Origin of the sequence: Chryseobacterium sp. sg2396, assembly GCF_042610505.1 — a bacterium.
Classification (GTDB): Bacteria; Bacteroidota; Bacteroidia; order Flavobacteriales; family Weeksellaceae; genus Chryseobacterium.
This window is the reverse complement of sequence record NZ_JBHGAQ010000009.1, coordinates 162066-175705: the sequence shown is the minus strand read 5'-3', so window position 1 is coordinate 175705 and position 13640 is coordinate 162066. Positions and strand designations below refer to the sequence as shown.

Here is a 13640-nt window from a genome sequence, read left to right as displayed (position 1 = left end):
GATACCTTCGAGAAGCAGGAAACCAGGGCAAGGCTAAAGGGGTTCCACAGGAGCCACCTGTTAAAAGATAAAACATTCACAGGAGCATGCTGTTTATTACGAATCGTTTAATGCATAAGCATCTCTCTGCCCTTAAGAATTGATACTCATTTTTATTATTCAAAAGCTTTAATACACTTCAGGAGTTCGTAATTTTATCCATTATTCATATCTTACTTAATTTTATTCTTCATATTCATAAATAAATTTAGGATTTATATATAATATTTCTATTTTTGTGGGATGCTCGAATCAAAATCTCCATTTTTAGACACTTTATTTTTACTGAGAAAAGAAGAGTGCATTACCATTTTTACCGATTTTCATGAAATTTCTGAAAAGGAAGAATCGGATGCTGCAGATTATTTTGAGGCTGAGTTTGAAAAAGAGCGGTTGGAATTTCTTTCTGATCAAATCAGTTTTGATAAAAAAACGGCGGTGTGGGCTGCAAAAATACTATATCACAGTGTCCGGCTCCACCTGATAAGAGAAAATACGGCAAAAGATTTAAATAGGTTAATCCCTCCTTATAGTGGCAACAGAAATATCCCGGCTATATTGTCCGCGGATCTCTCATTAAGGTTTTTACCACAGATAATTTTGGCTTTACATGATGCTGATCCGGAAGATGTTTTGATGAGTATGCTTGAAAATGTTCTGAAACGATTCCATTATTCAGCGGTGGGAATGGATCTGGAACTGGAACCCATCAATTGGGAAGAAGAATTAAAAGACAGAACATACCGAAAGCTATACCTGGAAAGGATTGTAGAAAGAAAATCTTACAGACTTGCTGAAATTCCATATATCAATCAGTTGCTGATCGCAGAATTCGGATTGCACAAAGATGTATTTTGGAAAGAACTAAAAGTGATAAATGCAGAAGATAACTTTAGGTAACTACCAAAGAAAATAAAGACAGTAAGACTTATTAGACTCCAGCACCTTTTTTAACTGGAAATAGCTGTTTTAAAATAAAATTCACGGACTTTGCGTTAAAAAATTAATGTAAAACAGATGACTCAGAATATAGAAAAATTAAATAAGGTTTTAACCTTCGTAAAAGATACATTTGTCGGAAAAAATGATGTGGTTGATTTATTGGGAATTTGTCTTTTGGCGAGAGAGAACGCATTTTTATACGGTCCTCCCGGAACGGCAAAATCTGCTATTGTAAGGACTTTGGCCAAAACCGTAAAAGACGGGAAAAATTTCGAATATCTGTTAACACGCTTTACCGAACCGAATGAGATTTTCGGCCCTTTCGACATCCGTAAATTGAAAGAAGGGGAATTGCTCACGAATACCGAAGGGATGATGCCCGAAGCGTCAATGGTCTTTCTGGATGAGATTTTCAATGCCAATTCGGCGATTCTGAATTCCCTGTTAATGGCTTTAAATGAAAAGATATTCAGAAGAGGAAAAGAAACCAAACATCTTCCTGCATTGATGTTCGTCGGAGCAAGCAACGTGCTTCCTGAAGATGAAGCGTTGAACGCCTTGTTCGACCGCTTCCTGATCAGGATTAATGTGGATTATGTTAGTCCGGATCTGCTTCATCAGGTGCTTTTGGCCGGAAGAAAACTTGAAAACAACATGGAAACGGAAACACCAGAAATTCTTTCCCATGAAATCCGTGACTTGCAGGAGCTTTGTAAAACAATAGATTTACGGCCGGTTTATGAAGTCTATTTAAACACAGTAATAAGTCTCAGAAATACAGGAATTGCAATTTCCGACCGCCGAGCTGTAAAACTCCAGAATCTTATTGCGGCAAGTGCTTTAATCTGCGGTAGAAATGAAGCGGTATTATCCGATTTATGGGTATTAAAGCACATTTGGGATACGGAAGAGCAGATTGAAATCCTTGAAGGCATTATCAACAGAACCATTGAAAAAGATGATCATCCGAAATCCCATCCGCAGGCAATGCAGAACAAAACGCCGAATCCGGAAGAAGTAATGAAAGATGTTAAAATTCTGGTAGAGAAATGGAATCAGGGATCATTGAGTTTTGAAGAGCAGAATGTGGTCAAAGATAAACTGAGATATCTTCAGACCCGCTGCGAATGGATCAGAAATTCCGAGCAGAAACAGTTTATTCAACAGGAAATTGAAAATCTATGGCAAAAGATTCTCCAGACCGTTTAAAAGAATTCTGGGCAGAAATTCCGAGGACCGGTAAAGATTTCTTAGGTTCGATCCGGGGGTGGAAAAATGTTCAGGTTGCCTTGGAAGAAGACGTGATCTGGCTGAAAGGTTTTACCGGTGAACAGACCGTTTCACCGGAAATTCAGCAGCTGCCGGATTTTTTGCTTTACGAATTAAGAGAAGGATTGCTATTCAGAAAAGATGCTTTGGTTCCTACTAAAAAAATACGAACAGGTTTACTGTGGAATCCCATTGATAAAGCTTTTCAATTGACTTTCCCTCCTTCCAATAATAATTTTTTTGGAATTGATGAAAAAATTGAAATTAAGCTTAAACCAATTGAAGAAGAGTATTCGGCAACAGCTTTGTTATGTTCAATAAAAGAGATTAGGGAAGCCATTGTTGCGCTGCCAAAATTTAAACTGGAAAAAACCGACTGGATTGTTATTAATAACCAGGCCTTATTCATCGGAGAGCCTTTACTGAGTTTGCCGGGGAAAACATTTTGGTCAAAAGACGGTCATCTCTTACCGTCAGGATACGATTTTGAATGTAAAAACCTGAGCTCTTTATTACAGAGAAAATATAACACCGGGCGCGATCACTGGCTCTTGTGGAACAAGAGCGGAAATGTTTTGTCCCTTGATAAAGAAGATTTCCGTAAATTGTCGGTAAGCTCATTCCGTCTGACTGAAAAATCAAAAGAATGGAATTAAATGATTATTTCCAGTCGTACCAGGATTATTTCTGGGAATGGACGACCGATGAAGATGTTCCTGATAGTTCCGGATATAATGAAAACAATCTTATTTCGATTCCGGGAATAGGAGCAGTAGTTTACCGAGCTTATCTGATCGAGATTTTAAAAGAATTTCAGCTTATGGGGCTGCCTTTTTTAACGCCTCTTCTATTAGCCCTTTATGCAACAAATGAAGGATATCTGGATCTTAAAAGCATTAAAACGGGAATACGGAAACATCCTTTGGCATCGCATGAATATGTTAAGCATGTCATAAGCCCTGCATTTCAATTTCTGGAGACGCTGAAATCTTTACCGGCACATTACAAAAGAAGTAAAAATAGAGTTCTTCTATTACAGACCATATTTTCCGGAGCACCTGCTGCGGTTTCTGCAAAACAGTCTGAATATATAATAAAAACGTATTTAAAAAGCCCTCAGAAGCTTGTTGATGCTGCGCGGCAAACGGAACTTCCGGTCTCCGTGTTTTCAAAGCATCTGAATATTTTAGCGACATTAAATGATAAATTTTCTTCAGCGAGATTAATTATCGAAGCAATGAAAGGCTTCAAAGATATGCCGGAACCGGAAGACGAAGTCGTGCAGGAAGAAACTACGGTAGAAACCAGTAAAGATTTTATCCGGGAACTGATCGAAGAGCCCAGGACCTTCCAGGTCGGAAGTTTGATTAAAAGAATCTGGAGCGGACTGAAAATTCCGATGCGCCATCTTTCGCCGGGCGAACAGCCGATCGGAGGTATCTCGGATATGACCAATAAAGGAGAGCTGCACCGGATGCTCTTGTCGGAATTTGCCCATGAAGACGAAATATTCGTCAGCCGCATCGCCAACAACGAATCGTTGTATATCCAAAGGGAAATTCCACCCGAAGAAAATATCTTTCAGCGCATAATTCTCATCGATACTTCCCTGAAAAACTGGGGAACGCCGAAGGTTTTGGCATTTGCTTCGGCAATAGCGGTCATCAAGCATCCCAAGGCCCATTCTGAATGTACAGTTTTTGCCCTGGGACAGAACAATATTCCCGTTTCACTTGATAATGTGGATCAGGTCATTGATGGTCTGAATCAGGTAAGCCCTGTGCTGGAAGCCTCTCAGACACTCGATAGGTTTCTAAATGAAGAACATCCGCAAAAGGACCTGGAAGTTTTTTTTATTACCCATCAGGAAAATATAGCGGAACGGAATCTTCAGAAAGTAATCCATGAAAACCGCGACCGCCTGAAATTCCTGATCACGACCTCCGCAGACGGCGAGCTGAATTTTTACAAGCACCATCAGGGAACCAGAAAGCACATTCAGAAAATGAGGCTTCCTTTAAAAGAATTGTGGGCAAATCCGCCGAAGAGGAGCCGGGAAAACAATTTTCATAATAGCGGCATTAAAACTTTAGTTCCTAAAAATTACCCTCTCTTATTTCCCACGCCTAAAGACAGGATTCAAACCTTTCTGTATGAAGGGGATTTTTACATTCTGAGCAATAAGAAACAACTTTTGAAAACGTATCTTTCAGATAATTATTACAATCGGAATATTTATCAGAACATCAGTACCCAAAAGGGCTGTGAAGTTATCACTGAAAAAATATCTGTAAAACCCAGAGGCCAGTTTGCGTTGGCTAAAGACAAAGCCGGAAATTATATTCTGGCACAATACCAGCCTGATAAAAAGATCTTGTCTAAACTTAATCTTAATCTAAAGGAATATTCTGAAATGAATCTCACCGGATACAATATTCCTCAGGATTTTAACCTGATTTATTTTAACCGGAATTTTTATCTGTACAGATCTGAAGTGTTTACCGTTTTTAAGATCAGTATTGAAGGCGAGCTTTCGATAGAAAGTGTAAAGAACCATAATGAAATTATTAAAAACGGAATCAAAACCGATGTTGAACTCCGCAAACTCAAAAACAAGGGAACCAAAATTTTAAATAATTTCAACAAAATAGGGATCAACAGTGTGGAGGAATTGGTAATCGATAAATTTGCTTTGGGATCACGTAGTGAAAATGTGTACAGCTTAACGAGGAATTATGAGAAAATACAGGTCTTTGCCAATCAGAATAAAAATAAATTCACATTCGATGATGGCAGCGAAATCATAACGGATCTCCGGGGAATGCTTACTTTTATCAGCAGTAATAAAAATATCCCGGTATTCTATATGCCTTCCACCCATTACGGATATATGGCACTGGCGACGGAAAAAGAATTCGGAGGGTCGGAATACTATCTTCCTAAGGATTCAAAACTCAAAATCAGGGAAACGGACGAAATGTACAGGGAATACATGGAAGCTTTTATTAAGCATGTTTTAGAATATGGAGCTTAGAATCAAACCTTTTCCGAAAAACAGCTATCCCAGGAAAGGACTTTTGATCAAAGGTTCTTCACCTCTCGTATGGCTGCATGAAATGGAAATTTTAGACATCCGTCTGAATGAGGTTCTCGCGTTTCCGGTTCCTTCGTCCGAACCGAATGTGTTATACGGATGTTTTCTGGTTTTTGAAGATCTGGCTCCGAATGACATCGGGCGAAATGCTTATTTCCAGTGTGTCGACAATAAGTTTTTCATTCCGGAGAACACTATATTCTATCCGAAGATTAACCCTGAAGAATGGGAACCGACAGATGCTGTATTCCTGATCATGCATCCGGAATTTGGTTTTGTTAGATTAAATCAAGAAATCGACTGGCTTTCAATTATTCAGAACCCGAAACCATCCGGAGCAAAAATAAAAAAGCCTCTGAATGGCGTAAAAATCCCTCAGCACATTACCAGCTACACCGTGGAAATCGACGATCAGCAGATTCTGCAAAACCTTCAGAAGCCGCAAACCGAAGAAGAATGGATGAAAAACCTTCCGTTTGACCTGAAAAAGGTAATGGCGGGAAATAAAAAAGAGATTGAGAAATATTTAAAATATATCGAAAAATATCCTGACAGGGCAGTTGAGCTTGGAGTTCCTCTTGATATCATGGGAACATCCAGAGGAGACGGTTTCGGAATTTTTAAATTTAAGATTCCCTGGCTGGAAAAACTCTTCGGTAAAAAAGAGGATGATCCTTTCAGCGAAAAATATTCAGGGAGAAATTACGGTTGGGTATTTTGGGGAGTCCTTTTGATGATCGGGTTAGCCAGGGTTTTTATGCATTTTAATACTGATAAGCCCGAAGCATCGCCTAAAATTTCTTCAGGAAAAATTCAGGCTCCCGATAAAACCGTGATGTCTCCCATAGTCGCGTACAAATCAGGCGTAACGGACATTGATATAAAAATAGATTCGATGTATGGAGCAATACGTCGGAAGCTTATGAAAGAACAACTGACCGCTTCATTAGAATACAGTAAACCCGGCGAAAAAAGTTACCAAGAATACCTGAAGAACGGGGGAAGACCGATTGATAAAATCCAGAACGATATTTTTAAGCTCAATGATAAAACAGATGCGGCAACAGATTCCCTAAAACGGGTTTACCGGAAGAAAATCGTAACCTATCTCTCTCAGAATGAAGAAAAGATCAGGAAAAAAATAGCGGATTCCATCAGGAAATCAGATTCGGGAAAACAGGCAGATAAAGGAATTGTGAAAACCATTATGAAGAAGAAAGCCGTTTTGATCGAAGATTCTCTCGGAAAGCTATACGGAACGAAAGAATATCCGCAGCTTCCGCCTCCGGTGGCATCGTCAGATACCGGAAGCAATAAGGTTGAAGAAAAAAGTACCACTTTTACGGAGATTTTCTGGCTGATTGTCGCTATGACAGGAGCCGTAGGTTTATATTCTTTTTTTGTTAAAAGAAAATCGATGAATATGGGCGGGGAAAATGTTCCGGGTGGGGTTAAGATTCTCCTGATGGGCGTTCTTGTTGCGATGCTCGCGTATATCTTCTTCCCACTGATTGCCATGTTCGGCTACAACTGGTTTGTATGGCTGCTTATCATCGGCATTATTCTTCTTTTATACCGTCTTTTCAGTGAAGATAAAACCATTTTAAAATCAGACAAAAATGAATAGGCAGAAGTTTACCGAAAAATTTTTGGCCGCCTTCTTTATTCTGGTTATCATTAAAGTGATCGGAATTTTGGCCCAGCTCTTCCATGAAAGTTTCTGGAGTGTTATCGGTACGCTGGTGATATTTATCGTTGTTGCCTTCATTATTTTTGTGGTACTGATGCAGCTGGAAAAGAAGGAAAAAGAAAAGAATACAGGAACCAAGGGAGGAAAAGGAGGAGGGAATTTTTATCTGGAAGCTTCCGTTTTTGATAAAATCAGGAATAAATACGAAGAACTCGCTTTGAAATACATTGGTGAGAAAGACTATAAAAGAGCCGCAAAAGTATACATGAATTTAATGAAAGATTACTATCGCGGAGCAAAAACCCTGGAAAACGGCGGATTCTATAATGAAGCCGCAGTAATTTATCTTAAAAAATTAAAGAACAGATCCGAAGCGGCCCATTGTTATGAAAAAGCCCGGCAATATAAGAAAGCGATTGATCTTTATGGAGAACTCGGACAAAAAGAAAAAGTAGGTGATCTTTACCTTCAGATGAACGACCGGCATCAGGCCAACACTTATTATCAGATGGTCGTGGACGATTATGTAACCAACAACCAGATGGTTAAGGGTTCCCTGATTTACCGCAAAAAAATGAAAATGCCCGATGAAGCTCAGAAAATCCTGCTCAAAGGCTGGGAAGAAGACCGTGATGCATTTAATTGCCTGAACAATTACTTCGCTAATATTTCTGATGTAAAAAAATTAGATCAGCAGATCCGCGAACTGTACGGGAAAACACCCTCCGAGAAAAAGATCATATATCTTGAAGCTTTGAAGCACGAATTTAAAAAAGATCCGAAGCTGCGATCCACCACAAGAAACATTGCCTACGAAATTATTGCCGAAAAAGTAGCCACCCGTTCAGAAATCGTAAATGAACTGAAACATTTCAACCCGGAGGATGAAGTGATTCTGAAAGATATTTCCAGATACAAAATGGGAAGGAACAGGATGTTTAGAAATTGAGATGAGTATTACCATATCATTTATCTATTTATCTGAAAATTTTAAGGGTGAATTTCTTAATCCTGCAAGTGATTTGTTTGGTTTTGAGATTTGTCGAAAAGAACTTTGGGGACATAAAATCCTGAAAGATCTCGGCTGTAAAGTTATTCCGGCATTAAATGAAAAAGACCTTTTTATAGTAAATGAAGAACTTGAAGCAGCTTATGAAGACTGCCTGATAATCTTGCAAAATATCAGTGAGATAAGCTCGGCATCAAATTATTCGGAAATCTTTATTGAAATAAGAGTGAATAATTTGCTAAAATTTGTTGAAACTGCGTTAAAAAATAAAAATGACCTGGGAATAAATGTTTCATAGATGGATAATACCGATAAATATTTTCATTTAAAACATGATGGCAGAAATGCAATCGAAATCGCCGAGGAAATTGCCGCTTCAGCGATAACTCCATTATATTCATAAAAAAGGATAAAAGAAATAGTTCCTCACCTTTCCCTGATCGCAGCAAAATAACTTGTAATTATTGCAATTACCAAACATAAAAGTCGGTATGATCATCAGAGAAGCCTGTTTCCCGACCTGGAAGAATTAGACAGAATACCTATTGAAAAAAACGGAAATCAAAATTCATAAAAAGCAGTTAACAGAAGTACCGAAGTTACCTGCTGTTTATGACCATGATCAATAAACGCTTCTCTGGCTTCAGAAAAATATTTATCTTTGCCGCAACAAATTTATGACAATACAAAGAGCACATATCAGTTTAAATCTATGCGATCGCCCTGTACTAAAGGGATCGTTTGGGTATGAAGGAATGATATCTTATGAGGCGAAATGGGCTTGCTTTGAAAAATATTTACAATAATCCCGTAAAAATTAAATCAAAATACTGCAGAAACGCCTCGATTGTCGGGGCGTTTTCTGTGTTTTTAGGGCAGAAATTATTTAGAACGAAAAAAAATAACCATAAAAGTGAAAAATTTTTAATAACAAATGAACAATTAATACGAAAATAAAGCGTGATCAGTAACCCGATGAGAGACAGTCATTTAGGTATCTAAGACATCTGCAGGATATTGCGGACAGGAATTCTCTATCTTAAAATAAGACATAAATAATTGATTTTCAAATATTTAATTGAAAAATAAATTTGTGGATTAAAAAATTTCGTCCTTACTTTGCAACCGAAAATTGAAAGCAACAGGTTTTCAGCTATCAGAAAAACTTTTTAAAACAAGAAAAATAAAATGAAACAATTTAACAACATATCCAATTTATCTTCAAGAGACCACGGCACACAGCCGATGGGGCAGGGATATGCGCGTGTTATTCTTCTTGACAGTGAACTGATGGGTAAAAGGTGCTTATATAAATGGGTCGGCTAATGAACCGACACGTGTAAAAATATAGAGCGCCTCCCGAAAAGAGGCGCTTTTTTTATGCCTAAAAGGTAATAAACGATCCAGTAGCTCAATAGGTTAGAGCATCGACCTGATACGTCGAAGGCTGAAGGTTCGAGCCCTTCCGGGATTACAAAAGTGAATGATCAATTGTGAATAGTGAATTTTGCTTCGCAAGTGAATAGTGAATTTACGGCCAAAGTTTAATCAAAAGCGTAAACGAAAAAAAANCCGGGATTACAAAAGTGAATGATCAATTGTGAATAGTGAATTTTGCTTCGCAAGTGAATAGTGAATTTACGGCCAAAGTTTAATCAAAAGCGTAAACGAAAAAAAACTTAACCGCAATTCCACTCCTTTGGAGGGGTGGCGAAAATTCCGAAAGAATTTTTGACGGGGTGGTTTCTATTAGTGAATGGTGAATGGTGAATTTTGCTCTGCAAGTGAATTTTAAAATGGGTAAAGATTGACCATTAATCCGCAGGAATTGGCCATTGACAAGCAAAGCGGATTGACCATTCACACCAAAGGTTCCGTGGCTCAATGGATAGAGCATGGGTTTTCTAAACCCAGGGTTACAGGTTCGAGTCCTGTCGGAATCACAAAAGGTCCATGAAACGATCTGCACCGGCTGTCTCCCGGGAAAGATAATAAAATGGACCTGAAAACTGGAAAGATAACGGTGGTTGTTTACCCGCCTTGGACGCGGGAGGTCGCAGGTTCGAACCCTGCTTTCCAGACAAAAAGTGAACTGTGAATTTTTACAGCTGAATAACAGGCTCTAAAGTTTTCATCAAAAGCAGAAACGAAAAAAGCTTAACCGTAATTCCACTCCTTTGGGTGTTGACAAGAATTCCGAAAGAATTTTTGACGGGGTGGTTTCGATAGTGATTGGTCAATGGTGAATTTGCTCCGCAAGTGAATTTCAGGATAGATTAAAATTGACTATTAACCCGAAGGAATTGACAAACTAAGCGAATTGTTCCTTCACAACATGCTCCATTCGTCTAACGGTCAGGACGTCTGCCTTTCGAGCAGAAAACAAGGGTTCGATTCCCTTATGGAGTACAAAAGAACGAATGCTCAATAGTGATTGTAGATTGACAAGTGAAGCGAATTGACCATTCACATAAAAATAATTGTTTCAAAGAGAGAAAGAAAAGCCTGCCGAGCGCAGATGATCTTTAAGCCAAAAAAACACAAAATATACAGGCGGGCTTTTTCTTAACCTCGGAAGCAAAATAGAAAAAAGAAATAAAGAAAACATAATGTAATTTTTAGTGGAAATAAAGCTTGTCCAAGCGCAGAAGTTCTTACATCAAACAAAAAATAAGACAGGCTTTGTTTTAATGAAGATAATATTCATCAATTATTAGGTAGGGAAAGATTACCCATTGTTCATTACTCATAAAAAATGATGGTTCGCCGAAGCGGGAGAGTCGGGGCGGTCTGCAAAACCGTTGCGTAAGCTGAGTGGGTTCAAATCCCATAGCCATCTCAAATAACTAAAATGAGATTAGTTCCGGAGAAAAAGAAAAAGCCTGTCGGGCGCAGAAGTTCTTATATCAAACAAAAAATAAGACAGGCTTTAATTTTCTTCACAAAATTAAAACTAAGAATAGGAAATTTTGTATGAAATATTACTCATTCTCTATTACTGATAAAAAGAGGAAGCACGCCGAAGCCGGAGAGTCGGGGCAGACTGTAAATCTGTTGCTTTACTGCTGAGCAGGTTCGAATCCTGCTGCTTCCACCAACCGCTGATAATGTAACGGCAGCATGCAGGAAATGTACTCTTGTTGTCCGGGTTCGATTCCCGGTCAGATGGTCAAAAGAAAGTGAATGGTGAATTTTGCTTCGCAAGTGAATCGTCAAATTGACAATTAATCGGTAGGAACTACTCATTTACGATCAAAAAAAAGGTAAGAGAAAAGTTTGTCAAGCGCAGACGATCTTTCAAAAGCAAAACTGGCATAGTTTATATAGATAGACAGGCTTTCTCAAACCTTCTAAAAATAAGCAATGGATAATATTATCGATCACTAATCACCCATTGCTTATTAGTCCGCGGGAATGGTGGAATTGGCAGACACACCTGATTTAGGCTCAGGTTTTTGGGGGTTCGAGTCCCTCTTCCCGTACGAAATATTATTGATGAATGGTAAATAATGATTGATGAAACAGGTTAACTAATATCATTTTATCGCTTATCAATCATTAATGATTGTCTGGAAGAGTGGTGTAGCAGGTCTGCACGTTAGTCTGAAAAACTAAAGGTACAGGTTCGATTCCTGTCTGTTCCGCCATAATATAAGTAATGAGTAATAAGCAATTATGAAGTATGATTTAGATTACCGATTACTCATTACTTATAAAATTGATTCATAGTGTAATTGGTCAGCACACAAGACTTTGACTCTTGTTGTTCAGGTTCGACTCCTGATGAATCAACAAAAAGGTGAATGGTGAATTTTGCTTCGCAAGTGAATGGTGAGTTAAAAACCAACATCAAATTGACTAGCGAAGCGGATTGATCCGAAAGAATTCACAATTGGCAATAAATGAAAGATGAATTTTTAGGCTAAAGTTTAATCAAAGCACACTTGGCAAAACCCTTAACCGCAATTCCACTCCTTTGGAGGGGTGGCGAAAATTCTGAAGGAATTTTTGACGGGGTGGTTTTTTAAGCGTGAATGGTCAATGGTCAATGGTGAATTTTGCTCCGCAAGTGAATAGTCAATAAAATTGATATAAAAATTGACAAGCAAAGCGAATTGACCATTGACGCGAATAGTCAATTAAAACAATAATAAATTAACATTCAAACAAATATGTAGAAAAAATGGAAACGCAACAAGAAACATGGCAGAACATGAACGGAAAAATCTTCCGCAACCCTATCACACAGCTGGTAGAAGAAGCCATCCTCCGCGAACAGGCCTTAGGCCACCGACTGAAAGTATGTGTGGGATCGGATTCCCATGTGTATGGTGATGCCATCAATTATGCTACGGCAGTCGTATTCATCCGGGAGGGGAAAGGAGCGTTTACCTTTATCAGAAAAGAAAGAGAATTCCAGCGCATCAGCATTAAAGAACGGATGCTGAACGAAGTCAACAAATCCGTAGAGATTGCCTATGCCATCTGTGCGGTGCTGGATGCCTATGGAGTAGAAATGGAGGTACACGCAGACATCAATACCGATCCGGATTTCAAATCCAATGTTGCATTGAAAGATGCGATGGGATATATTCTCGGAATGGGATACGTCTTCAGAGCGAAACCTTTTGCTTTTGCAAGTTCCAACTGCGCCGATGTGATGGTGTAATAAAAGGCAGGAAGCAGGATGATGGAGGCCGGAAATTTTTAAATAATCTTCATTTCCATTATTCGGCTTTTATTTTAAATCTAAAAAATTAAAAACCATGAAAACCATTTTAATCATCAACGGAGAAAGCTACTGGCCGGATTATTTCGCAGGATATCATGTCGTTCAGAAGAAAATTCAGACATCGGAATGTGTTGTCAAAGATTCGGCTTTATACTTTATCGATGCTGACGGAGCCTGTAAGCCGGATGTTGTTTTCTGGCGGCTAGGTGCAATAAATCCTGAAGCCAGGCACCGGAGTATATTGGAATTGATTGAATATTCGGGAATTCCCTGCGTAAATTCTGCTTCCAGCTTATTGATGGGTTACGACCGGTTGTCCATGCTGAACAGGCTGAAGAAACTTGGTTTACCTGTTATCGATTTTAATGTGGCTACCGGCACGACCCAGCTCAAAAACATTGAAATGAAATTTCCTTTCGTCGTTAAGGTGGGAAACCATCACGGCGGGTACGGAAAAAGCCTGGTTATGTGCGAAGAACAATGGGAGGAATTGAAAGACCTGCTGTTTATTCAAAACGATTATGTAACGACGGAGCAATTTATAGATTATCAGGATGACATCCGTTACCTTGCTGTAAATAATAAGGTCTGGGCGATGAAAAGGATAGGCAAATATTGGAAAGCCAATTCTTTAACCCGGGAATATCAGCTGATCAGTCCGGAAGAAGAGTGGATTGAAAAAGTAAAGCAGCTACAGGAGAACATTAAGGCTGATATCGTTGCGATTGACGTCCTTCAGACGGAAAAGGGAGAACGGTTTATTTTGGAATACAACGATATTCCGGGATTATCAGGATTTCCTGACGAGGCAAAAACAGAATTGTCAGAGATTGTAAAAAGTAAATTAAAATAATAAAAACCAATA

Annotated in this window: 9 protein-coding genes and 9 tRNA genes; all 18 read left to right on the top strand. The window is 38.7% G+C overall.

Annotated features, from left to right (window positions below):
• Positions 1 to 282 precede the first annotated feature (282 nt).
• Positions 283 to 939: a hypothetical protein gene (locus tag ACED20_RS11605; RefSeq protein WP_345767265.1), complete on the top strand. Its 657-nt coding sequence runs from the start codon at positions 283 to 285 to the stop codon at positions 937 to 939.
• 117 nt (positions 940 to 1056) lie between these two features.
• Positions 1057 to 2190, top strand: a complete 1134-nt coding sequence (locus ACED20_RS11600) for an AAA family ATPase (protein ID WP_294236494.1) — start codon at positions 1057 to 1059, stop codon at positions 2188 to 2190.
• Complete coding sequence (locus tag ACED20_RS11595; protein ID WP_345767266.1) at positions 2163 to 2906, top strand: hypothetical protein; 744 nt, start codon at positions 2163 to 2165, stop codon at positions 2904 to 2906. The genes ACED20_RS11600 and ACED20_RS11595 overlap by 28 nt, the downstream gene beginning before the upstream one ends.
• Positions 2897 to 5284 carry a hypothetical protein gene (locus tag ACED20_RS11590; RefSeq protein ID WP_378104681.1) on the top strand — a complete coding sequence of 796 codons (2388 nt, stop codon included), beginning with the start codon at positions 2897 to 2899 and terminating at the stop codon, positions 5282 to 5284. The genes ACED20_RS11595 and ACED20_RS11590 overlap by 10 nt, the downstream gene beginning before the upstream one ends.
• Positions 5274 to 6971 carry an APC family permease gene (locus tag ACED20_RS11585; protein WP_378104679.1) on the top strand — a complete coding sequence of 566 codons (1698 nt, stop codon included), beginning with the start codon at positions 5274 to 5276 and terminating at the stop codon, positions 6969 to 6971. Before ACED20_RS11590 ends, ACED20_RS11585 begins: the two co-directional genes overlap by 11 nt.
• The gene (locus ACED20_RS11580) at positions 6964 to 7983 is read left to right on the top strand and encodes a lipopolysaccharide assembly protein LapB (RefSeq protein WP_294201781.1); all 1020 of its coding nucleotides are present in this window, start codon (positions 6964 to 6966) and stop codon (positions 7981 to 7983) included. Before ACED20_RS11585 ends, ACED20_RS11580 begins: the two co-directional genes overlap by 8 nt.
• A 1-nt stretch (position 7984) precedes the next feature.
• Positions 7985 to 8341, top strand: a complete 357-nt coding sequence (locus ACED20_RS11575) for a hypothetical protein (RefSeq protein ID WP_294201783.1) — start codon at positions 7985 to 7987, stop codon at positions 8339 to 8341.
• Between the two features lie 1102 nt (positions 8342 to 9443).
• Positions 9444 to 9517, top strand: a tRNA-Ile gene (locus tag ACED20_RS11570).
• Positions 9518 to 9913: 396 nt separating this feature from the next.
• A tRNA-Arg gene (locus tag ACED20_RS11565) sits at positions 9914 to 9986 on the top strand.
• A 66-nt stretch (positions 9987 to 10052) separates the two neighbouring features.
• A tRNA-Pro gene (locus ACED20_RS11560) sits at positions 10053 to 10124 on the top strand.
• A 256-nt stretch (positions 10125 to 10380) separates the two neighbouring features.
• Positions 10381 to 10452 (top strand) — tRNA-Glu (locus ACED20_RS11555).
• Positions 10453 to 10800: 348 nt separating this feature from the next.
• Positions 10801 to 10882 (top strand) — tRNA-Cys (locus tag ACED20_RS11550).
• 171 nt (positions 10883 to 11053) lie between these two features.
• A tRNA-Tyr gene (locus ACED20_RS11545) sits at positions 11054 to 11140 on the top strand.
• A gap of 311 nt (positions 11141 to 11451) precedes the next feature.
• Positions 11452 to 11525: transfer RNA gene (locus ACED20_RS11540), tRNA-Leu, on the top strand.
• 89 nt (positions 11526 to 11614) lie between these two features.
• Positions 11615 to 11690 (top strand) — tRNA-Phe (locus ACED20_RS11535).
• Between the two features lie 72 nt (positions 11691 to 11762).
• Positions 11763 to 11835: transfer RNA gene (locus ACED20_RS11530), tRNA-Gln, on the top strand.
• A gap of 391 nt (positions 11836 to 12226) precedes the next feature.
• Entirely contained in the window at positions 12227 to 12712 is a 486-nt protein-coding gene (locus ACED20_RS11525) for a ribonuclease H-like YkuK family protein (protein WP_294198044.1), read from the top strand.
• Between the two features lie 97 nt (positions 12713 to 12809).
• A complete protein-coding gene (locus ACED20_RS11520; RefSeq protein ID WP_294198042.1) occupies positions 12810 to 13628 on the top strand; it encodes a RimK family alpha-L-glutamate ligase in 819 nt (272 codons plus the stop codon).
• The last annotated feature ends 12 nt before the right edge of the window (positions 13629 to 13640 follow it).